This is a genomic window from Pseudomonas sp. TMW22090, from assembly GCF_022496665.1.
Classification (GTDB): domain Bacteria; phylum Pseudomonadota; class Gammaproteobacteria; order Pseudomonadales; family Pseudomonadaceae; genus Aquipseudomonas; species Aquipseudomonas gregormendelii.
Window position 1 is genome coordinate 108,641 of the sequence record NZ_SCFH01000002.1, and the last position, 21,067, is coordinate 129,707.

Annotated in this window: 18 protein-coding genes, 1 tRNA gene and 1 riboswitch; of the genes, 17 read left to right on the top strand and 2 right to left on the bottom strand. The window is 62.0% G+C overall.

Features of this window, described 5'->3' with window-relative positions; translation table 11 throughout:
• The first annotated feature begins 39 nt into the window (after positions 1 to 39).
• The 3 genes from EQV97_RS06550 to EQV97_RS06560 are packed head-to-tail and all read left to right on the top strand — an operon-like array spanning position 40 to position 3,041.
• On the top strand, positions 40 to 498 hold the full coding sequence (locus EQV97_RS06550; protein ID WP_122837810.1) for a tripartite tricarboxylate transporter TctB family protein: 459 nt from the start codon (positions 40 to 42) through the stop codon (positions 496 to 498).
• 1 nt (position 499) lies between these two features.
• Positions 500 to 2,014, top strand: a complete 1,515-nt coding sequence (locus tag EQV97_RS06555) for a tripartite tricarboxylate transporter permease (RefSeq protein ID WP_122837809.1) — start codon at positions 500 to 502, stop codon at positions 2,012 to 2,014.
• On the top strand, positions 2,007 to 3,041 hold the full coding sequence (locus EQV97_RS06560; RefSeq protein ID WP_122837808.1) for an AbrB family transcriptional regulator: 1,035 nt from the start codon (positions 2,007 to 2,009) through the stop codon (positions 3,039 to 3,041). Before EQV97_RS06555 ends, EQV97_RS06560 begins: the two co-directional genes overlap by 8 nt.
• Here EQV97_RS06560 and ung read toward each other — a convergent pair.
• On the bottom strand, positions 3,038 to 3,730 hold the full coding sequence (gene ung / locus EQV97_RS06565) for a uracil-DNA glycosylase (protein WP_045058786.1): 693 nt from the start codon (positions 3,728 to 3,730) through the stop codon (positions 3,038 to 3,040). The two genes, EQV97_RS06560 and ung, sit on opposite strands and share 4 nt — an antisense overlap.
• Positions 3,731 to 3,862: 132 nt before the next feature.
• On the opposite strand from ung, the gene EQV97_RS06570 reads away from it, so the two are divergent.
• On the top strand, positions 3,863 to 4,975 hold the full coding sequence (locus EQV97_RS06570) for an enoyl-CoA hydratase/isomerase family protein (RefSeq protein WP_240888710.1): 1,113 nt from the start codon (positions 3,863 to 3,865) through the stop codon (positions 4,973 to 4,975).
• Positions 4,976 to 5,117: 142 nt separating this feature from the next.
• Here EQV97_RS06570 and EQV97_RS06575 read toward each other — a convergent pair whose 3' ends face one another.
• Positions 5,118 to 5,561, bottom strand: coding sequence for a hypothetical protein (locus tag EQV97_RS06575; RefSeq protein ID WP_201149744.1), 444 nt, complete (start codon positions 5,559 to 5,561; stop codon positions 5,118 to 5,120).
• Positions 5,562 to 5,909: 348 nt separating this feature from the next.
• Positions 5,910 to 6,010: riboswitch (guanidine-I (ykkC/yxkD leader) on the top strand.
• 61 nt (positions 6,011 to 6,071) lie between these two features.
• On the opposite strand from EQV97_RS06575, the gene EQV97_RS06580 reads away from it, so the two are divergent.
• The 13 genes from EQV97_RS06580 (at position 6,072) to EQV97_RS06640 (ending at position 20,992) form a co-directional block, all read left to right on the top strand.
• Positions 6,072 to 7,139 carry a putative urea ABC transporter substrate-binding protein gene (locus EQV97_RS06580; protein ID WP_122837805.1) on the top strand — a complete coding sequence of 356 codons (1,068 nt, stop codon included), beginning with the start codon at positions 6,072 to 6,074 and terminating at the stop codon, positions 7,137 to 7,139.
• A 15-nt stretch (positions 7,140 to 7,154) separates the two neighbouring features.
• Positions 7,155 to 7,970, top strand: a complete 816-nt coding sequence (locus tag EQV97_RS06585) for an ABC transporter permease (protein WP_201149742.1) — start codon at positions 7,155 to 7,157, stop codon at positions 7,968 to 7,970.
• Positions 7,967 to 8,755, top strand: coding sequence for an ABC transporter ATP-binding protein (locus EQV97_RS06590; RefSeq protein WP_122837803.1), 789 nt, complete (start codon positions 7,967 to 7,969; stop codon positions 8,753 to 8,755). The genes EQV97_RS06585 and EQV97_RS06590 overlap by 4 nt, the downstream gene beginning before the upstream one ends.
• Before the next feature lie 12 nt (positions 8,756 to 8,767).
• Positions 8,768 to 9,493 carry an urea amidolyase associated protein UAAP1 gene (locus tag EQV97_RS06595; protein ID WP_201149740.1) on the top strand — a complete coding sequence of 242 codons (726 nt, stop codon included), beginning with the start codon at positions 8,768 to 8,770 and terminating at the stop codon, positions 9,491 to 9,493.
• Positions 9,494 to 9,504: 11 nt separating this feature from the next.
• The gene (locus tag EQV97_RS06600) at positions 9,505 to 10,146 is read left to right on the top strand and encodes an urea amidolyase associated protein UAAP2 (RefSeq protein ID WP_240888711.1); all 642 of its coding nucleotides are present in this window, start codon (positions 9,505 to 9,507) and stop codon (positions 10,144 to 10,146) included.
• 278 nt (positions 10,147 to 10,424) lie between these two features.
• Entirely contained in the window at positions 10,425 to 14,057 is a 3,633-nt protein-coding gene (gene uca, locus EQV97_RS06605; protein WP_240888712.1) for an urea carboxylase, read from the top strand.
• Positions 14,058 to 14,083: 26 nt separating this feature from the next.
• The gene (gene atzF / locus EQV97_RS06610; protein WP_240888713.1) at positions 14,084 to 15,856 is read left to right on the top strand and encodes an allophanate hydrolase; all 1,773 of its coding nucleotides are present in this window, start codon (positions 14,084 to 14,086) and stop codon (positions 15,854 to 15,856) included.
• Between the two features lie 172 nt (positions 15,857 to 16,028).
• Positions 16,029 to 17,528, top strand: a complete 1,500-nt coding sequence (locus EQV97_RS06615) for a sensor domain-containing diguanylate cyclase (RefSeq protein ID WP_240888714.1) — start codon at positions 16,029 to 16,031, stop codon at positions 17,526 to 17,528.
• The gene (locus EQV97_RS06620; protein WP_122837797.1) at positions 17,521 to 17,739 is read left to right on the top strand and encodes a cysteine-rich CWC family protein; all 219 of its coding nucleotides are present in this window, start codon (positions 17,521 to 17,523) and stop codon (positions 17,737 to 17,739) included. The genes EQV97_RS06615 and EQV97_RS06620 overlap by 8 nt, the downstream gene beginning before the upstream one ends.
• A gap of 31 nt (positions 17,740 to 17,770) precedes the next feature.
• Positions 17,771 to 18,463 carry a pseudouridine synthase gene (locus EQV97_RS06625; RefSeq protein ID WP_240888715.1) on the top strand — a complete coding sequence of 231 codons (693 nt, stop codon included), beginning with the start codon at positions 17,771 to 17,773 and terminating at the stop codon, positions 18,461 to 18,463.
• 314 nt (positions 18,464 to 18,777) lie between these two features.
• On the top strand, positions 18,778 to 19,662 hold the full coding sequence (locus tag EQV97_RS06630) for an alpha/beta hydrolase (RefSeq protein WP_045058799.1): 885 nt from the start codon (positions 18,778 to 18,780) through the stop codon (positions 19,660 to 19,662).
• Between the two features lie 165 nt (positions 19,663 to 19,827).
• Positions 19,828 to 19,901 (top strand) — tRNA-Gly (locus EQV97_RS06635).
• A gap of 362 nt (positions 19,902 to 20,263) precedes the next feature.
• The gene (locus EQV97_RS06640; RefSeq protein ID WP_122837795.1) at positions 20,264 to 20,992 is read left to right on the top strand and encodes a class I SAM-dependent methyltransferase; all 729 of its coding nucleotides are present in this window, start codon (positions 20,264 to 20,266) and stop codon (positions 20,990 to 20,992) included.
• Positions 20,993 to 21,067 lie beyond the last annotated feature (75 nt).

A 21,067-nucleotide genomic window follows, 5' to 3' on the forward strand; every position in this document is an offset into this window, starting at 1 on the left:
CTGCGACCCTTGCCCCGGGTCGTGGCCCAGGAGTTTTCCATGCTCTTACAACGCATTTTCGCTTCGGTGCTGTTGCTGGCCTGCGTCGGCCTGGCACTGATGGCGTGGCCATACCAGGCCGCTTTTTCCTACGAGCCGGTCGGCCCACGGGCCTTTCCCCTGCTGATGCTCGGGCTGATGGGCCTGGGCCTGCTGTACATGCTGTTCCGTCCGACGCCGATCGTGCACAGCGACGATGACCCCAAGCTCGATCGCGAAACCCTGAACAAGATCGGCATCTGCATCGTGCTGCTGCTGATCTTCGCCGGCCTGTTCGAACCGCTGGGCTTCATCCTCAGCAGCATCCTGATCGGTATTCCGATGGCTCGCCTGTACGGCGGTCGCTGGTGGCCGAGCATCGTGGTGACGACGCTGATGAGCGTTGGTCTCTACCTGCTGTTCGACAAGTTGATGGACGTGCCGTTGCCCCTGGGCCTGCTCGACGTTCTGGAGAACTGACATGGATACTTTTGGCTATTTGGGCCAGGGGTTCGGCGTCGCGCTGAGCCCATATAACCTGGTGACTGCGCTGTGTGGCACGCTGATAGGCACCGTGGTCGGCCTGTTGCCAGGCCTGGGGCCGATCAACGGCGTGGCCTTGCTGATCCCGATCGCGTTCGCCCTCGGCCTGCCACCAGAGTCGGCGCTGATCCTGCTCGCGGCGGTATACCTGGGTTGCGAATACGGCGGCCGGATCAGCTCGATCCTGCTGAACATTCCGGGGGAAGCCTCCACCGTGATGACCACCCTCGACGGTTACCCGATGGCGCGCAAGGGCATGGCCGGCGTGGCACTGTCGCTATCGGCATGGAGTTCGTTCATCGGCGCGTTCATCGCCACCTGCGGCATGGTGCTGTTCGCGCCGCTGCTGGCGAAATGGGCGATTGCCTTCGGCCCGGCGGAATACTTCGTCCTGATGGTGTTCGCGATTGTCTGCCTTGGCGGCATGGCTGGCGACCGACCGTTGAAGACGTTTATTGCGGCACTGATCGGCCTGTTCCTGTCGACCGTCGGCATCGATGCCAACAGCGGTGTGTACCGGTTCACCGGGGATAACATCCACCTGACCGATGGCATTCAGTTCGTGGTGCTGGTGCTGGGCCTGTTCTCCATCAGCGAAATCCTGCTGCTGTTGGAAAAAACCCACCGCGGCCAGGAAGCGGTAAAAGCCACCGGGCGCATGATGTTCAACTTCAAGGAAGCGTCGGCGGTGTTCGTGGTGAACATCCGTTGCGGCCTGCTTGGCTTCATCATGGGCGTGCTGCCGGGCGCCGGCGCCACCCTCGCCAGCGCCGTGGCCTACATGACCGAAAAACGCATCGCCGGGGCCAAAGGTACTTTCGGCCAGGGCGACATGCGCGGCCTGGCGGCACCGGAAACGGCCATCGGTGCTTCGGCCTGCGGCGCGCTGGTGCCGATGCTGACCCTGGGTGTTCCCGGATCAGGCACCACGGCCGTGATGATCGGCGCCCTGTCGCTGTACAACATCACCCCAGGTCCGCTGCTGTTCCAGCAACAGCCAGACATCGTCTGGGGGCTGATCGCGTCACTGTTCGTCGCCAACATCATGCTGGTAATCCTAAACATCCCGATGATCCGCATATTCACCCGCATCCTTGCCGTGCCGAACTGGGCACTGGTGCCGGTGATCGCCATCATTACCGGGATCGGCGTCTACGCGGTGCACGCCACCACCTTCGACCTGTTCCTGATGATCGGCATCGGTATCTTCGGCTACATCCTGCGCAAGCTGGACTTCCCGCTGTCACCGGTACTGCTGGGGTTCATCCTCGGCGGTTTGATGGAGCAGAACCTGCGTCGCGCCCTGTCGATCTCCAACGGAGCGCTGGAAATCCTCTGGTCCAGCCCGATCACCTTCGGGGTGTGGATACTGACGGCGCTGATGCTGTTGATGCCGTTGCTGCGGATCTGGCGCAAACGTTCGGTCGCTCGTCGCGCAGTCGCCGATGTCTGATCGAGCACCCTTCAACGCCTGGTGGGGTACGCCGCTGGTCGGCGCGCTGGGCGGTTACCTCGCCAGTCTGGTGGGCTGGCCGCTGCCGTGGATGGTCGGCTCGCTGCTGGCGATCATCCTGGTGCGCTGCCTGACGCCGTGGCAGTTGGCAGAGATCCCTGGCGGGCGTAAATGCGGTCAGTGGATCATCGGCATCGGTATCGGCCTGCACTTCACCCCGGTGGTGATGGAGCAGGTGCTGAGCCACTTCGGCCTGATTTTTTTTGGCGCACTGGTCACCAGTCTGTCCGCCGTGGTCGGCGTCTGGCTGATGCGCCGGACGGGTGAAGATCGCGCCACTGCGTTCTTTTCCAGCATGCCCGGCGGCTCCGGCGAAATGGTCAACCTCGGTGCGCGCAATGGCGCGGTATTGAGCCGTGTCGCTGCAGGGCAGAGTCTACGCGTGCTGGTGGTGGTGCTGTGTGTACCCGCAGCATTCAAGTACCTGCTGGGTGACGGCGCACCGGTTTTCCATCCGGCGGCTGTCAGCTGGTGGTGGCTGGCCCTGCTCTTTCCGGCAGGCGCCTTGGCCGCCTGGGTCTGGGAGTTTCTGCGCCAACCCAACCCATGGCTGTTCGGCCCGTTGCTGGTCACTTCGGCAGTGAGCATCGGCTGGGACCTGCACATCGGTTTGCCCGATGGTGGCAGTCAGATCGGCCAATGGCTGATCGGCAGCGGATTGGGCTGCCACTTCAACCGGCAGTTTTTCCGCCGGGCACCTTCGTTCATGGGCCGCACCTTGATAGCCACCGTGCTGACCATGCTGATCGCGACACTGGCAGCACTGGGGTTAAGTGCCGTGACCCATCTGGACTTGCGTTCGCTGACCCTCGGGATGATGCCCGGCGGGATCGCCGAGATGAGCCTGACTGCCGAGACCCTGCAGCTGTCGGTGCCACTGGTGACGGCGATGCAGGTGATGCGGTTGTTGTTTGTGCTGTTTCTGGCAGAGCCATTGTTCAAGTACTGGAATCGCACTCCGGATTAGACCGGCGGCAACCGCCACTCGATGGGCGCTTCGCCGTTCTGCTCCAGAAACTTGTTGGTGCGGCTGAAGTGCCCGCAACCGAGAAACCCGCGATAGGCCGACAAGGGCGACGGGTGCACCGATGTCAGCACCAGGTGCTTGGTGGCATCAATCAGCTTCTGCTTGCTCTGGGCGTGGGCGCCCCAGAGCATGAACACCAGGTGCGGCTGGTGGAGACTGACCAGTTCAATGATCCGGTCGGTGAAAAACTGCCAGCCCTTGTCCTTGTGCGCATTGGCGTTGGCGCGCTCAACCGTCATGGTGGTGTTGAGCATCAGCACGCCTTGATCGGCCCAGCTCTGCAAATAGCCGTGGTTGGGGATATCAATATTCAGGTCGCGCTTGAGCTCTTTGTAGATGTTGACCAGCGATGGCGGCGCCGGCACGCCTGGTTGCACCGAGAAACACAGGCCATGGGCCTGACCCGGGCCGTGGTATGGATCCTGCCCGAGGATCACGACTTTGACTTTATCCAGGGGCGTCGAATTGAGCGCATTGAAAATCATCGGGCCAGGCGGATAGATTTCCTTGCCCGCCGCCCGCTCCTGCTGCAGGAAATTGCGCAACTCTGCCATGTAAGGCTGGTCGAACTCAGCACGCAGTGCCTCCTTCCAGCTCGGTTCGAGTTTGATACGGTCGTCAGCAGTCATGGTTACACCCGGCAAAAACAATGGGGGGAACCCTAAGAAGGCCGCTCACACTTGTCAATTGATCTGACGCAGATCCGGCACTTTCCTGCACAGCGATCATACTGAACGCTCAAATTCCTGATCGAGGTCACGATGAATCTGCACTTCGAAGAACTCACCGGCACCGACGGCGCACGCATCGGCGTGGCCACCCTGGATGCCGAGAAATCCCTGAATGCCCTGTCCCTGCCAATGATCAGCGCACTGAGTGATCAACTGGACGCCTGGGCCAAGGAACCGCAAATCGTCTGCGTACTGTTGCGCGGCAACGGTGCGAAGGCGTTCTGTGCCGGTGGCGAGGTGCGCAGCCTGGTGCAAGCCTGTCGTGAACACCCAGGCGAAGTACCGCCCCTGGCCGCGCATTTTTTCGCGGCGGAATATCGCCTCGATTTCAACCTGCATACTTATCCCAAGCCACTGATCTGCTGGGGCCATGGTTACGTGCTCGGTGGTGGCATGGGCCTGTTGCAAGGCGCAAGCCTGCGCATTGTTACGCCGAGCAGCCGCCTGGCAATGCCGGAAATCAGCATCGGCCTGTATCCGGACGTTGGCGCCAGCTGGTTCCTGTCGCGCCTGCCGGGCAAGCTCGGCCTGTTTCTAGGGCTGACAGGCGCGCACATGAATGCTCGCGATGCGATCGACCTCGACCTGGCTGACCGCTTCCTGCTCGATGAGCAACAGGAAGCGTTACTGGAAGGCCTGTTGCAGATCAACTGGCAGGAACAGACCGCCATGCAGCTCAACAGCCTGCTCAAGGCCTTGCAACAGCAAGCCCTGGCGCAGATGCCCGAGGCGCAATGGTTACCGCGCCGACAGCAGATCGATGAGCTGCTGGATGTCAGTGACGTGCGCTGTGCCTGGAAAGCCATCAGCCAACAGAGCGACCACAGCGACCCGCTGCTCAGCCGGGCTGCCAAGACCTTGAGCGAAGGCTCGCCGCTGACTGCGCACCTGGTGTGGGAACAGATTGCCCGCGCGCGGCACATGTCGCTGGCGGAGGTATTCCAGATGGAATACACCCTGAGCCTGAACTGCTGCCGTCATCCGGAATTCAGTGAGGGGGTGCGGGCGCGATTGATCGACAAGGACCAGAAGCCGCATTGGCACTGGCCTGATATCAATCATGTGCCGGAGGCGGTAGTCGATGCGCATTTCCAGAAGGTTTGGGAAGGGCGCCATCCGCTGGCGGATCTCTCGGCGTACTGAAAACAATTGCAGGAGCCGGCTTGCTGGCGATGCCGGCGACGCTGGCATGCCTGTTTAACCCGTAGGGCGCGATGTATCAGATACATCGTAGATGGCCGGCAATCCGTCGCCGGCAATTCGCTCCTACACGGTTTCAGCGGCTTCAGCGGTTGCGGCCACCCCGGCCATCGTGATCACCGCGACCATTATGGTCGCCACGCCCACCGTGGCGTCCGCCGCCGCGATAGTCATTGTTGCCGCCGCCACGATTAGATCCATCCCAGCCGTGCCGCTGCTGAGCCCGATAATCGGCCCGTGGTGATGAGTGGTAATAACGCGGTGCCGGCTGGTAGACCCGTGGCTGGTAATAATGCCGCGGAGTCGGCTGATAATACCGCGCAGGCGGTGCGTAGTAGCGGCGCGGCTGGGTGTAATAACCGCCGCCTCCCGAGTAGTAAGTGCCGCCGGAATAGTAGGCAGGCGCGGGCGAGGTATAGACCTCGGAACTGTAATAGCTGCCTCCTCCATCGGAATAGGGCACGCAGGCGCCCACTGATAATCCCAACGCAGCAATCAGAAGAATTCGCAGTTTTATTCGAGAGAGCATGGCGGCCTCCTGGACCGCGAGTGAGCCACACCAGCGACGCTGGCAGGCGACAGTCAATTATTCGGTGACTGTCGATAGATCAGACATCGATTCCGGAATCTGGTGCGGTCTTGCAATACGTTGAAACATCTCGCCGATGAAAGGTTCTTCATCTATCTCCTGCCCTTTAACCGGCACCACCACGATCCATTGCGGTGCACCGCCGCACCATCACAATGCGCACACCTATCCCCTCCCCTGCATGAAATCCGGCAGAACCCCGGCCCAGAGCGGTCGGGCCGACTTGGCACGGCTCTCGCTTTAACAACCTCGTGCAGGAGTCATCACAGGTTCGCGGCACCACAATTTGCAATGGCTGACTAGGGTTCCGGCTCGCTAAGGCGAGTGGCTGGTCCGAGAGTTGGCGACCTCCAGTTGAGGTTACACGGCGGGACAAAAGCCCGGGAGACAAGCCACCGTTCGCGGTGCCGCGTTGCCTCCTGTCCGCCCATGATCAACTGGAGAACCACCATGTCCCAGCCTCGTTTACCCGTTCTGTTCGCCGCTGCCTTCGCAGCCATCGTGAGTTTCTCTTCCCAGGCCGCGCAAAAAGACCACTTCAGCGTCTGCTGGACCATCTACGCCGGCTGGATGCCTTGGGAATACGCAGGCAGCCAGGGCATCGTCGATAAATGGGCGAAAAAGTACGGCATCAAGATCGATGTGGTACAGCTCAACGACTACGTCGAATCCATCAACCAATACACCGCTGGCCAGTTCGACGGCTGCACCATGACCAACATGGACGCGCTGACCATCCCGGCAGCCGGCGGCGTCGACAGCACCGCGCTGATCGTCAGCGACTTCTCCAACGGCAACGACGGCATCGTGCTCAAGGGCGATGGCAAGAAAGTCTCCGACCTCAAGGGCATGGACGTCAACCTGGTAGAGCTGTCGGTATCCCACTACCTGCTGGCCCGCGCGCTGGACTCGGTGGACCTCACCGAGAAGGACCTGAAAGTGGTCAACACCTCCGACGCCGACATCTCGGCCGCATTCAACACCGATCAAGTCAATGCAGTGACCACCTGGAACCCGATGCTCTCGGACATCAAGGCAAAACCCGGCGTGAGCGAGGTCTTCAACTCCAGCCAGATCCCCGGCGAAATCATGGACATGATGGTCGTCAACAGCGCCACCCTCAAAGACAACCCGGCCCTGGGCAAGGCCCTGACCGGCGCCTGGTTCGAAGTCGTCGAGTTGATGAACCAGAAAAACGCCGCAGGCAAAACCGCGCTCGAACATATGGCCAAATCGTCCGGCACTGACCTGGCCGGTTTCCAGGCGCAACTGGACACCACCAAACTGTTCGCCACACCCCGGGAAGCACTCGACTTTGCCACCAGCAAACAACTGCCGGAAACCATGCGCAAGGTCGCTGAGTTTTCCTTCCAGCACGGCTTGCTCGGCGAAGGCGCCAAGGACACCAGCGCCGTCGGCATGGCCTTCGCCAATGGCGTGACCAGCGGTGACAAGGCCAACCTCAAGCTGCGTTTCGACCCGACCTATGTACAGCTGGCCGCCGACGCCAAGCTGTAACCAGGAGGACTGGCCATGCGCCTGATCAATCGTCACCCGGACCGCCCGAGTCGCCTTTTGCTGGTGATCCTGCCGTTCGCCCTGGTGCTGTTTGCCTACTTCATGGGCTCGGCCGAGCGACTGGCGGAAAACCCCAACGACAAGCTGCTGCCCAGCGCCGTGCAGATGACCGACGCGGTAAAACGCCTGGCGTTCAACGCCGACGCCCGCACCGGGGACTACCTGCTGTGGCAGGACACTGCATCGAGCCTGCGCCGCCTGGCCATCGGCCTTGGCATCAGCGCGCTGGCCGGCCTGTGCCTGGGAATTGCAGCCGGGACCCTGCCGCTGTTCGGCGCGCCGTTATCCCCACTGCTGACGGTGCTGTCGATGGTGCCACCGCTGGCGATACTGCCCATTCTGTTCATCGTGTTCGGGCTCGGAGAACTGTCCAAGGTGATGCTGATCGTCATCGGCATCACCCCCTGCCTGGCCCGTGACCTGGAACAGCGCGCCCGGGAAATTCCGCTGGAACTGCTGATCAAGGCCCAGACTCTCGGCGCTTCAACCTGGACCCTGATGCTGCGGGTGGTGCTGCCGCAATTGCTGCCGCGCCTGCTGATTTCCTTGCGACTGATGCTTGGCTCAGCCTGGTTGTTCCTGATCGCCGCCGAAGCCATCGCCTCGACCGATGGCCTCGGTTACCGCATCTTCCTGGTACGCCGCTACCTGGCGATGGACGTGATCCTGCCGTATGTGGTGTGGATCACCCTGCTCGCCTGGTTGATGGACTGGGGTCTCAAGCACCTGACCCGGCGCGCATTCCCCTGGTATGAAGGGGCACGGGCATGAGCTTTATCAGCGTAAAAAACGTCTGGCAGCAATATGCCGACCAGGTGGTGCTCGAAGGCCTGAACCTCAGGGTCAACGAAGGTGAATTCTGCACCCTGGTAGGCGCTTCAGGCTGCGGCAAGTCGACCTTCCTGCGCCTGCTGCTGGGCCAGGAACGCGCCAGTCGCGGCGAAATCCTGCTCGATGGCCAGGCCCTGGCCGGCGAACCGGATTCGAGTCGTGGTGTGGTATTCCAGCGGTACTCGGTATTCCCCCACCTGACGGTGCTGGACAACGTCGCACTCGGCCTTGAACTGCCGCACTCGCCGTTGTTCGGGCGATTGTTCGGCAGCGCAAAAAAAGAAGCCCGCGAACACGCCTCGGTGCTCCTGCACAAGGTGGGCCTCGGGCATTCGCTGGACAAGTACCCGGCGCAGCTGTCCGGCGGCATGCAACAACGGCTGGCCATCGCCCAGGCACTGATCATGAAACCGCGTGTGCTGCTGCTCGACGAACCGTTCGGCGCCCTCGACCCGGGCATCCGCAAGGACATGCACGGCCTGCTGCTGGAGCTGTGGCGTGAGACGCAACTGACGGTGTTCATGGTCACCCACGACCTGTCCGAAGGTTTCAGCCTGGGCACCCGCCTGCTGGTGTTCGACAAGGTTCGCGTCGACCCGCACGCCCCCGGCGCCTATGGCGCACGCATTACCTACGACATCCCTTTGAACAGCGACCGCCGCGTCCATCGCGCCGCCGTCGACGCTTTGCCGGCATCGCTGGCAGGCACGCTTGGAATCGCTTAGAGGAATTAGCACATGACTGACTCGACTCAACTGTTCCCCATATTCGCCGAAGAAACCCTGCCAGGCGGCGGCCACCGTTCGTTCATCCTCAAGCGCGGCCAACTGCTGCGCCTGACCGACCTGCGGGGCGGCGCCAACGTCAGCCTGACGCTGCTCAACGCCAACGAGAAAAGCGAACGCCTGAGCCTGCCCGACAGCCTCAAATGCCAGCACACCGCCAAGCTTACCAACGGCCATTGCCTGTACTCGGACATGGGCCGCGTACTCGCGGCCATCACGGCCGACACCTGTGGCTGGAGCGACAGCCTCGGCGGCGTGCTGTGCGCTGAAGAAGTCGCGCAAAAATACGGTGCAGGCCGCTATCAGGAACTGCGCAATGGCTTCTTCCGCAATGGCACCGACAACCTGCTGGTGGAGCTGGGCAAATGGGGGCTGGGCCTGTCCGACCTGCTGATGACCCTCAACCTGTTCAGCCGGGTGAACGTTGACGAGGCCGGGGCTTTTCACTTCGTGGCCGGCAACTCCAAAGCGGGGGACTACATCGAGCTGTATGCGCCGATGGACACGCTGGTGGTGCTGACCGCCCTGCAACATCCGATGGACCCGGCACCCGATTATGCGCCCCAACCCCTGAAGCTCAGCTGGATGAACGCCGACGCCAGCGTCGCCGAACACTGCCGCACTTCGCGCCCGGAAAACGAGCGCGGCTTCATCAACACCGACCGCCTGTTCGCCTGAGGATCGCTGCCATGTCACTCGCTATCGCCACCCCGCAACAGCTCCCTGAAACGGCGGTCTACCGCGCCACCATCCCGGCAGGCGAACCTTTCCTGCTGGAGGTCAAGGCCGGCCAGACCCTGCGCATCCTTGACCTTGAGGGTAACCAGGCGGTCGACACCTTGTTCTACAGCCTCGCCAACCCCAGGGAGCGATACGACGTACAGCGCACTCTGCGCCGGCAGAACAGCGTCTACCTGGGCACCGGGAGCGTGCTGTATTCCAACCTCGGCAGGCCGATGCTGACCATAGTCACCGACACCTGCGGCCGTCACGACACCCTCGGCGGCGCCTGCGCGCAAGAGAGCAACACCGTGCGCTACGCCCTGGAGAAACGCTACATGCACAGCTGCCGCGATAACTACCTGCGGGCCTGCGCTCACGACGGCCGCTTGAGCAAGGGTGATATCGGGCCAAACATCAATTTTTTCATGAATGTGCCGGTGACGGCGGACGGCGGCTTGACGTTTGAGGACGGCATTTCAGCGCCGGGCAAGTACGTTGAACTGCGCGCAGAGATGGACGTGATCATGCTGATCTCCAACTGCCCGCAACTGAACAACCCGTGCAATGCCTACAACCCGACTGCGGCGCAGGTGCTGGTATGGAACTGAAAATGAAGCAGTTGCGCAAATGGCTGTTCGCCCTGTGCCAGGCCCGTTCAGGCCAGTGCCTGAAAAAGTGAGAACGCCATAGCCCCTGAGGGAGCGGGCTTGCCCGCGATAGCGGTGGGTCAGTCGGCATCGATGTTGGAGTGCCGGCCTCATCGCGGGCAAGCCCGCTCCCACAGTGAACGATGGTGTTCTGAAGAAAATTGAATCTGCAGTCGGGGACGACCCCGGCGCCTGTCGAAAAACTGCGGGACGGCCCGCATCCCCTCCAGGGGTTTGCCATGTTCGAAAAAGTCCTGATTGCCAACCGTGGCGCCATTGCCTGCCGAATCCTGCGCACCCTGCGCGAGCTGAAGGTCAAGGGCGCGGCCGTTTACTCCGAAGCCGATGCCGCCAGCCTGCACATCCTGCAGGCCGACGAAGCGCACAGCCTGGGTGAAGGCGCTGCCGCCGGCACCTACCTCGTCGTCGAGAAAATCCTCGCCATCGCCAAGGCCAGCGGCGCCACGGCAATCCATCCCGGCTACGGCTTCCTTTCGGAAAACGCCGCATTCGCCGAGGCCTGTGAAGCCGCGCACATCGCATTCATCGGCCCCACGCCCGAGCAACTGCGGGTGTTCGGCCTCAAGCACACGGCGCGGGCACTGGCCCGCAAGCAAGGTGTGCCGATGCTCGAAGGTACCGAGTTGCTCGACAGCCTCGACGATGCCCTGCTTGCCGGCGAACAGGTGGGCTACCCGGTAATGCTCAAAAGCACGGCCGGTGGCGGTGGCATCGGCATGCGTGTCTGCCGCAGCGCCGCCGAGTTGAGCGAATCCTTTGAAGCGGTCAAACGCCTGGGCCAGAACAACTTCAGCGACGCCGGGGTCTTCATCGAGAAGTACATCCAGCGCGCCCGACATCTCGAAGTCCAGGTGTTTGGCGATGGTCGCGGTGAAGTGCTGGCACTGGGTGTACGCGACTGCTCGGTGCAGCGCCGCAACCAGAAAGTCCTCGAAGAAACCCCTGCACCCAACCTGCCTGAAGGCATGGCTGACGAGCTCTGCGCAGCGGCTATCAAGCTGGCGAAGGCGGTCAACTATCGCAGTGCCGGCACTGTGGAGTTCGTCTTCGATAGCGCAGACCAGCGCTTCTATTTTCTCGAAGTGAACACCCGCCTCCAGGTGGAACATGGCGTCACCGAACAGGTGTGGGGCGTCGATCTGGTGCGCTGGATGATCGAACTGGCGGCCGGTGATCTGCCGCCGCTGAGCGAGTTGAGCCGCAGCTTGCAGCCTCAGGGTCACGCGATTCAGGCGCGGCTGTATGCCGAAGATCCCGGCCGGGACTTTCAACCGAGCCCTGGCTTGCTCACCACCGTGAACTTCCCGGTCGCCGACGGCAAACACCTGCGTATCGACACCTGGGTCGAAGCCGGTTGCGAGATTCCACCCTACTTCGACCCGATGATCGCCAAGGTCATCTGCTGGGCGCCGAGCCGCGAAGAAGCGGCCGGCGATCTGCATCGAGTCCTGGGCGACAGCCAGCTCTACGGCGTGGAAACCAACCGCGATTACCTGCGCCAGATCCTGCTCGACGCGCCGTTCGCCAGCGGTCAGCCGTGGACCCGTTGCCTTGAAAACCTGGTGTATCAGGCCAACACCTTTGAGGTGCTTAACGCCGGTACCCAAACCAGCGTGCAGGACTATCCCGGACGTCTTGGCTACTGGGCGGTGGGCGTGCCGCCTTCAGGGCCGATGGACAGTCGCGCACTGCGCCTGGGCAACCGCTTGCTGGGTAACGACGAAGGTGCCGCGGCCCTGGAAATCACCATGAGCGGGCCGCTGCTGCGCTTTAATTGCGATGCCGTGGTGGCGGTCACCGGGGCGGCAATTCCAATGACCTTGAACGCAGAAGCGGTGGCGATGAACACCACGCTGCTGATCCCGGCCGGATCCACCCTGAGCCTCGGCACAATAGCCGGCGCAGGTGCTCGCAGCTATCTGTGCCTGCGGGGCGGGCTGCAGGTTCCGGACTACCTGGGCAGCAAAAGCACCTTCACCCTCGGCCAGTTTGGCGGCCACGGCGGTCGGGCATTACGCGCAGGCGATGTGCTGCACGTGCCGACGCTGCAGGAGCGCAGCACTGGCATTACCCTGCCCGAAGCACAGCTCGGCGAGTTGCCCGCCGTCCGGAAAATTCGGGTGATCTACGGGCCCCACGGCGCCCCGGAATATTTCACCGAGCAATACATCGGCACGTTCTTCGCGACTCAGTGGGAAGTGCACTTCAACTCCAGCCGCACCGGTGTGCGCCTGATCGGGCCCAAGCCTGAATGGGTACGTGCCGACGGTGGCGAGGCGGGCCTGCACCCCTCGAACATCCATGACAATCCGTACGCCATTGGCGCGGTGGATTTCACCGGCGACATGCCGGTCATCCTCGGGCCGGACGGGCCGAGTCTGGGCGGCTTCGTTTGCCCGGTGACCGTGATCGAGGCGGACCTGTGGCAGCTTGGGCAGCTCAAGGCCGGAGACAAAGTGCAGTTCCACCCCGTCGATGTCCAGACCGCCCGCTATCTCGCCTGCAAATGGGATACCTGTGGGAGCTGGCTCGCCCGCGATGGGGCTCGACCAGACACCGCATCAACTTCATCGCTGGCAAGCCAGCTCCCACAGGGCCTTATGTCGCCTGTGGTGTTGGAGTTGGGTGAGGGGGATACGCGGTTGGTTGCAAGGTTGTCGGGGGATACGCATCTGCTACTGGAAATCGGCGCGCCCGAGCTCGACCTGGTGCTGCGCTTCCGCGGCCACGCCCTCATGCAAGCCCTGGAAAGCAAACACCTGCATGGCGTGATCGACCTGACGCCCGGCATCCGCTCGCTGCAAGTGCACTACCAACCCGAGCAATTGCCCCTCGCCGATCTGCTGGGCATCGTTGCCGGCGAATGGGACGCCGTGTGCGCCGCCAAGGACCTGCAAGTGCCCTCGCGCATTGTCCACCTGCCCTTGTCCTGGGACGATCCAGCGTGCCAGTTGGCGATCGAGAAATACATGACCACCGTGCGCAAGGATGCCCCATGGTGCCCGAGCAACCTGGAGTTCATCCGCCGCATCAACGACCTGCCAAACCTCGACGAAGTGCAGCGCACGGTGTTCGACGCCAGCTACCTGGTGATGGGCCTGGGCGACGTGTACCTGGGCGCTCCCGTGGCCACCCCGCTGGACCCCCGCCATCGCCTGGTGACCACCAAGTACAACCCTGCGCGCACCTGGACCGCGGAAAATTCCGTCGGTATCGGCGGCGCCTACATGTGTGTCTACGGCATGGAGGGCCCTGGCGGCTACCAGTTCGTCGGCCGCACGTTGCAGATGTGGAACCGCTATCGCGAAGTCGCCGCATTCGATGGCAAACCCTGGTTGCTGCGCTTCTTCGACCAGATCCGCTTCTACCCGGTCAGCGCCGAAGAACTGCTGGGCATCCGGCGGGATTTTCCCTTGGGTCGCTTCGAGCTGACCATCGAGCACAGCCAGTTGAACCTTGCTGACTATCAGGATTTCCTCGCAAAGGAAGCACAGACCATCGCGGCGTTTCGCGCTCAGCAGCAAGGCGCATTCAGCGCCGAGCGCGAACGCTGGATAGCCAGCGGCCAGGCGCATTTCGACAGCGACGAGCCGGCCCCGCCAGTGACCGAGGACGCGGCGCTGGCCAGCGGCGAAATGAGCGTCGACAGCCATATCGCCGGCAACCTCTGGCAGGTTCAGGTCGAGGCCGGCAGCCGGGTTCAGGCCGGTGATGTGCTGGTGATCCTGGAGTCGATGAAGATGGAAATCCCGCTGCTCGCGCCGATGGCCGGCATCGTTCGCGAGGTCCGCGTGCAACCGGGTTCGCCGGTGCGCGCCGGACAACGCGTGGTGGTACTGGAACTCGACTGAATCCATTTTGCAAAAGGACTGACAGCATGAACATCAACCTGCAACTCGACGCCCTGCGCACGGCCTACCGCGACGGCAGCCTCACCCCTCGTCAACTGCTTGCGGGTCTGCGCGACAAGGCCGCAGCGCTGAACCCGGATTATCACCTGTTCATCCATTTGCTCAGCGCCGACGAGCTCGAACCTTACCTTGCCGCACTCGACGGTCGCGATATCGAGAGCCTGCCGCTGTACGGCGTGCCGTTCGCGATCAAAGACAACATCGACCTGGCAGGCATCCCGACCACCGCTGCGTGCCCGGCGTTTGCCTATGTGCCGGAGCGCTCGGCGACCACCGTCGAGCAGTTGCTGGCGCTGGGTGCGATTCCCCTGGGCAAGACCAATCTCGATCAGTTCGCCACCGGCCTCAATGGTAGTCGCTCGCCTTATGGAGCCTGCCCCAACAGCGTGTTGTCGGAGTATCCATCGGGCGGTTCCAGTGCCGGGTCTTCGCTGGCGGTCGCCCTGGGTGTGGCGAGTTTCGCGTTGGGTACCGACACGGCGGGCTCCGGACGCGTGCCGGCCGCACTGAACAATCTGGTGGGGATGAAAGCCACCAAAGGCTTGATCTCCACCGCAGGCGTAGTCCCGGCCTGTCGCACCCTCGATTGCGTCACCACTTTCACTGCTACCGCCCGGGAAGCCAGCCAGCTTTTGGCGCTGACCGCGCAGCTGGACCCACGGGATGCGTACAGCCGCAGCAATCCGCTTTGGAATGACGGCTCGGCATTCGGTACTGCGGGCCCGTTCCGCTTCGGCGTGCCGCGAGCGCAGGATCTGCAGTTCTTCGGTTGTCCTGAAGGGCCGCTGCTGTTCGGTGATGCCATCGACCGCCTCAAGGCGCTGGGTGGCGAGGCGGTCGAGCTGGATCTGTCGCCCTTTCTCGAAGCGGCGCGCCTGCTCTATGAAGGCCCCTGGGTCGCCGAGCGCTACAGCGTGGCCGGGGAATTGATGGAGCGCAATCCAGAGGCGGTGCTGCCGGTCATCCGCGCGGTGTTGGCCAAGGCGCCTGCGGTAGATGGCGTGCAAACCTTCCGCGCGCAGTACCGCCTGCAAGCCTTGAAAGCACTTTGCGACAAGGCGCTGGAAAACCTCGACTGCGTTCTTACCCCGACCATCGGCCGTCCTGTGACGTTGGCCGAACTGCATGCCGAACCGGTACAGCGCAATTCGGAGCTGGGGTACTACACCAACTTCATGAACCTGCTCGACTACGCCGCCGTGGCCGTGCCCAGCGCCTTCATGGGCAATGGCCTGCCCTGGGGCGTGACGCTGTTTGGCCGGGCGTTCACCGATCAGTACCTGCTAAGCGTGGCCGAGGGTTTCCAGCATCCCGACGAGGCCTCCACGCCCGCCCCGGTCGCCCGCAATGATCGCGCCAGGCTGGTGGTGTGCGGTGCCCACCTGGACGGGCTGGCGCTCAACTGGCAGCTCAAGCGCCGGGGAGCGACGCTGGTCGAGACCACTTTCAGTTCAGCGGACTATCGCCTGTACGCATTGGCCGGTGGCCCACCGTTTCGCCCGGGCATGGTGCGGGTCAAGGACGGCGGCGCGGCCATCGCAGTGGAGGTCTGGGAGTTGCCGAGCAGCGAACTGGGCTCGTTCCTCACCGGCATCCCGGCCCCTTTGGGCCTGGGTAAAGTGCAGTTGGCAGATGGCCGTTGGGAGAGCGGATTTATCTGTGAAAATTATGGCCTGGAAGGCGCAGTCGACATCAGCCATTTTGGCGGATGGCGTGCGTATCTGACCGATCGGCAGTGACCTCACGCTTCGCGAGCAAGCCCGCTCTTGCAGGAGCAAGGCTTGCCCGCGATGACAGCCTCCCTGCCACCACCCGTCCTGATCCTTACCAATTCACCCTGCAAATCCCACAGTTATTTCCCCGCAGTGCCTTTAGAATGTTTTGCACCGGATCATTGCCAACGGAATTGTCATGCCGCCTCGCTCGCCGCTGTATTCGCAACGTTCATTGGTGCTCACCCTGATCGCCTTGCTCGGCGCCGGCTTCCTGGCCACGTCCTTGCTCAGCTATTACGCCTCGCGCGCGTCGATCCGCGACAGCATCGTCAACACCGAGCTGCCGCTGACATCGGACACCGTCTACTCGGAAATCCAGAAAGACCTGGTCCGGCCGATCCTGATTTCCTCGATGATGTCCCGCGACACCTTCATGCGAGACTGGGTGGTGGACGGCGAGCAGAACCCCGAGCAGATGACCCGCTACCTCAATGAAGTGATGACGCACTACGGTGCCTACACCGCGTTTTTCGTCTCCAACGCCAGCCTCACCTACTACCATGCCAAGGGCGTGCTCAAGCAGATCAAGGTCACCGAGCCCCGCGATGCCTGGTACTTTCGCGTGCGCGACATGGCCGAGCCCTACGAGATCAACGTCGATCCGGACCTGGCCAACAAGGACAACCTGACCTTCTTCATCAACTACAAGGTCTATGACTACAACAACCGGTTCATCGGCGCGGCAGGCGTCGGCCTGACCGTCGATGCGGTGATCAAGCTGATCGACCGCTACCAGCAGCGCTATCAACGCAGCGTGTACTTCGTCGACACCTTTGGCCGCCTGGTGCTGACCGGCGCAGAAGGCGGCCCCCAAGGCGCGCACATTGGGCAGACCCTGAGCGAACTCGACAGCATGAAGAGTCTCGTCAGCCAACTGCCCAAACCCAACAGCGGCAGCTACGAGTACTCGGTCCAGGGCGAGGGCCATTTCCTCAACGTGCGGTTTATTCCGGAGCTCAACTGGTACCTGTTCGTCGACAAGCGCGAAGACGGAGCACTGAGCGAAATTCGCCATTCGCTGTACCTCAATTTGCTGATCTGCCTGCTCGTCACCCTCATCGTGCTGGCCCTGCTGAACCGTGTGATCAAGCGCTACCAGAGCCGCATCCACGCCCAGGCCACCCTCGACAGCCTGACCGACCTGCCCAACCGCCGCGGCTTCGATCTGCTGGCCGCGCAAGCCATGCATGAAGCGCAGCGCGAGCCGAAACCCCTGACCGCGTTACTGCTCGACCTGGACCACTTCAAGGCATTGAACGACACCTATGGCCACCTCGCAGGCGACCAGGTGCTGATCGGCTTTGCCCGGGACCTGGAAAGCTGCCTGCGCCATTCCGACATCGTCTGCCGCTGGGGCGGCGAAGAGTTCATTGTGTTGCTCAAAGACACCGATGGCGAGACTGGCCAGATGATCGCCGAGAAAATCCGCCGGCACGTCGAGCAGCAGGACTATGCCTATAACGGTCATTCGCTGAAGCTGACCGTGAGCATCGGCCTTACCACCCTGCAACCTGACGACACCTTGCACACATTGCTGTCCCGGGCGGATCATGCGATGTATCGGGCCAAGCAAACCGGCCGCAACCGCACCTGCATGCTGTCCCACTCAAGCAGTCCACACACCGTTCATGAATAAACCAGATACCTGTCCGGCCTGCGGTGCGCCCAACGACTGCACCCTGGCCGACCCGCTCACCGCCGCTCGGGCCTGCTGGTGCTACGGCGTCAGCATCGACCCGGCAGTGCTTGAAGCCTTGCCTGCCGAACTGCGCAACGCCACCTGCCTGTGCCCACGCTGCGCCGGCGTCGAGGCGCAACTGCAAGCGGGCGCCCGGCCGATCACGTAAGATACGCGGCCTTTTCCTGCCGACGCCCCTCATGCGTGTAGACCGTTTCCTCAGCAATCTGCCGTGCTTCAACCGCAAGCAGGTGCGCCTGTTGCTGGTGGAAAAACGCGTGCGCATCGATGGCAGTATCGTCAGCGACCCGCACGCCGAAGTCCGCGAGTTCAGCCGGGTCGAAGTCGATGGCGAGGTGTTGCAGCCTGGCAAGCCCGTGCGTCACTACATGCTGCACAAACCCCCTGGCTGCGTCAGCGCCACCCGCGACCCGGAGCACCCGACCGTCCTCGACCTGATCCACGAGCCGGACAAGGAGGACCTGCACATCGCCGGTCGCCTGGACTTCAACACCACCGGCCTGATGCTCATCACCAACGACGGCAGCTGGTCGCGGCGCCTGACCCAGCCCCAGACCAAACTGCCCAAGGTCTATTACGTCGAGACCGAGCAACTGATCGGCCCCGAATATGCGCGCAAGTTTACCGAGGGCCTGTACTTCGCGTTCGAAGACCTGACCACCCTGCCCGCCAACCTGGAGGTGCTTGGCCCCAGGTCGGCGCGCCTGAGCATTGTCGAAGGTCGTTATCACCAGGTGAAGCGCATGTTCGGCCACTTCGACAACAAAGTGCTGCGCCTGCACCGCGAGCGCATGGGTCCGCTGGTGCTCGACAGCTCGTTGAACCCGGGGGAATACCGCCCGCTGACCGCCCAAGAGATCGAAATGATCTAAGCGGGCTACCGCTGAGCAGAAGTTGTCGAACAATTTACCAAAGGCACTTGCGCGATGCCTTCGCCCCTGCTTGAATCAGGTCGTCAGCCGAAATGTGACTGACGAGTCACAACATACTTCTAAGAAACTTTTTGCCGGTTAGTGAACCCTCAGGTTCCGCCTCAGACCAGCAAACTGCCCGCCAATAATAATACCCGTCGACCTGCCTTACCGGATCGACATGGGCCTCGCAAAATTCCAGGCATATGCCTACCTGTCACAAAGCTCGTGCAATCTCATTTGCGCGCATACCCGCTTGCCAGGAGTCTTATGACATGAGGCCAGAAATCGCTGTGCTGGATATACAAGGTCAGTATCGGGTTTACACGGAGTTCTATCGCGCAGACGCCGCAGAGAAGACCATCATCTTGGTCAACGGCTCGATGGCCACGACTGCGTCGTTTGCACAAACCGTGAAAAACCTGCATCCGCAGTTCAACGTGGTCTGCTACGACCAGCCCTACGCGGGCAAGTCGAAGGCCCACAACCTGCACGAGAAATTGCTGACCAAGGAAGTCGAAGGGCAGATCCTGCTGGAGCTGATCGATCACTTCGCCGCCGAACACGTGCTGTCGTTCTCCTGGGGCGGCGCCGCCACCCTGGTGGCGCTCGCGCAGCAGCCACGGCGCATCGAAAAAGCCGTGATCAGCTCGTTCTCCCCGGAGATCAATGCGCACATGCTCGACTACCTCGAGCGCGGCATCGACTACCTCGGCAGCCGTGACGGCGACCGCGTCGGCAACCTGGTCAACAGCACCATCGGCAAGCACCTGCCAACGCTGTTCAAGCGCTTCAACTACCGCCACGTCAGCAGCCTGGCCGAGCACGAGTACGGGCAAATGCACTTCCACATCAGCGACCTGCTCAACAGCGACCGCCAGTGCTTCCTCAAAGCGTCAGAGAAGATCAAGGTGCCGGTGCTGTTCATGAATGGCGAATGGGACGAATACACCGCCGCCGACGGCGCGCAACTGTTCGCCAACCACGTGCAGCACAGCACCTTTACCACGCTGGAGGCGACCGGCCACTTCCTCGACATGGAACACAAGGCTGCCTGCCGCGACAGCCGCAACGCCCTGCTCGGCTTCCTCAAACCCGCGCAACATGAAAGCCGAACCCGTTACCACTACGTCCAGGATCACCATGCACTGGCAATCTGAAACAGAGTCATCGCGAGCAAGCCCCTCCCGCTTTGCAGGAGCAAGGCTTGCCCGCGATTGACCGCCGCATGTTGTTTTTGAACGGTTTCACCTGTACTAAAGCCTTGCACTTAAAGAAAAACTTCATTTCCGCGCGCACATCTGGTACAAAGTCAGCCGCTCTGAGCGGGTGTCGTATAATGGCATTACTCCAGCTTCCCAAGCTGATAACGAGGGTTCGATTCCCTTCACCCGCTCCACTCAGATTTCGCTCTCACGTCGGTTGTTGACGGGGGATGCACGGAAAGAAAAAAAAACCGGCCTTGATGGCCGGTTTTTTTGTTTCTGAGTTTGTTCCAAGCAGTGTTACTGGAACTATGAGTGCTTCTCTTGCAGACAGACTTCACGCTGTGCTCAATTAAGGGCGCTAACCGTTGACGTTCGGGTTCAGGAATACGAGCGCTCAAGTGGAAATTCATAGGCAACCTAAGGCGATTCCCCTTCCCACTATAGTATGCGGCACGGTTTGACCGGGTCTGCGCCGGCAGATGTAGCGCATTGCCATCTCGCCGACGGATGCACCAGCCGCCCGTGCTCACCAACGCGACAGAGCAGCTCGAACATGACTCAAAACATCTACGACGATCACGAATTTTTCCAGGCTTACAGCCAGTTGGGCCGCTCGGTCGGTGGCCTGGATGCCGCACCGGAGTGGCCTGCCCTCAAAGCGCTGCTGCCACCCATGACAGGCCTGAAGGTGGTGGACTTGGGGTGCGGTTATGGCTGGTTCTGCCGCTGGGCCAGTGAACAAGGCGCAGCTCGTGTGCTGGGGCTCGACGTCTCGGAAAAAATGCTCGAACGGGCCCGTCAGACTACCAGCGGCGCCACCGTGCAATACGCCCGCGCCGACCTGGAACACCTTGACCTGCCAGCCGCGCAATTCGACCTGGCCTACAGCTCGCTGGCGCTGCACTACATCAAGGATCTGCCAGCACTATTCGCCACGATTCACGCAGCGCTGAAACCCGGCTCGCGTTTCGTCTTCTCGATTGAACACCCGATCTTCATGGCGCCGCGCAACCCTGGCTGGCTGACCGACAGCGAAGGCCACAAGCGCTGGCCGGTGGACAGTTATCAACGCGAAGGCGAACGGGTCACCAACTGGCTGGCCGATGGCGTGATCAAGCAGCATCGAACCATCGGCACGTTGCTGAACACGCTGATCGCAGCGGGATTCAGCATCAGCCACGTCAATGAATGGGGCCCGAGCGACGCCGATGTGGTGGCGCTGCCGGCGCTCGCGGAAGAACGAGAGAGACCGATGATGATGCTGGTGGCTGTGGAGCGCTGACGAGCTCGCCGAATCACGACTCCCCCTGTAGGAGCAAGCTTTGCTCCCACAAGAGTCAGATCCAGATTTGCTCAC

Coding starts and splice junctions, on each gene's coding strand:
- EQV97_RS06615 (WP_240888714.1), top strand. CDS start 16,029: ATGCCGCCTCGCTCGCCGCTGTATTCGCAACGTTCATTGGTGCTCACC.
- EQV97_RS06555 (WP_122837809.1), top strand. CDS start 500: ATGGATACTTTTGGCTATTTGGGCCAGGGGTTCGGCGTCGCGCTGAGC.
- EQV97_RS06575 (WP_201149744.1), bottom strand. CDS start 5,561: ATGCTCTCTCGAATAAAACTGCGAATTCTTCTGATTGCTGCGTTGGGA.
- EQV97_RS06550 (WP_122837810.1), top strand. CDS start 40: ATGCTCTTACAACGCATTTTCGCTTCGGTGCTGTTGCTGGCCTGCGTC.
- ung (WP_045058786.1), bottom strand. CDS start 3,730: ATGACTGCTGACGACCGTATCAAACTCGAACCGAGCTGGAAGGAGGCA.
- uca (WP_240888712.1), top strand. CDS start 10,425: ATGTTCGAAAAAGTCCTGATTGCCAACCGTGGCGCCATTGCCTGCCGA.
- EQV97_RS06590 (WP_122837803.1), top strand. CDS start 7,967: ATGAGCTTTATCAGCGTAAAAAACGTCTGGCAGCAATATGCCGACCAG.
- EQV97_RS06620 (WP_122837797.1), top strand. CDS start 17,521: ATGAATAAACCAGATACCTGTCCGGCCTGCGGTGCGCCCAACGACTGC.
- EQV97_RS06595 (WP_201149740.1), top strand. CDS start 8,768: ATGACTGACTCGACTCAACTGTTCCCCATATTCGCCGAAGAAACCCTG.
- EQV97_RS06560 (WP_122837808.1), top strand. CDS start 2,007: ATGTCTGATCGAGCACCCTTCAACGCCTGGTGGGGTACGCCGCTGGTC.
- EQV97_RS06640 (WP_122837795.1), top strand. CDS start 20,264: ATGACTCAAAACATCTACGACGATCACGAATTTTTCCAGGCTTACAGC.
- EQV97_RS06580 (WP_122837805.1), top strand. CDS start 6,072: ATGTCCCAGCCTCGTTTACCCGTTCTGTTCGCCGCTGCCTTCGCAGCC.
- atzF (WP_240888713.1), top strand. CDS start 14,084: ATGAACATCAACCTGCAACTCGACGCCCTGCGCACGGCCTACCGCGAC.
- EQV97_RS06600 (WP_240888711.1), top strand. CDS start 9,505: ATGTCACTCGCTATCGCCACCCCGCAACAGCTCCCTGAAACGGCGGTC.
- EQV97_RS06630 (WP_045058799.1), top strand. CDS start 18,778: ATGAGGCCAGAAATCGCTGTGCTGGATATACAAGGTCAGTATCGGGTT.
- EQV97_RS06570 (WP_240888710.1), top strand. CDS start 3,863: ATGAATCTGCACTTCGAAGAACTCACCGGCACCGACGGCGCACGCATC.
- EQV97_RS06585 (WP_201149742.1), top strand. CDS start 7,155: ATGCGCCTGATCAATCGTCACCCGGACCGCCCGAGTCGCCTTTTGCTG.
- EQV97_RS06625 (WP_240888715.1), top strand. CDS start 17,771: ATGCGTGTAGACCGTTTCCTCAGCAATCTGCCGTGCTTCAACCGCAAG.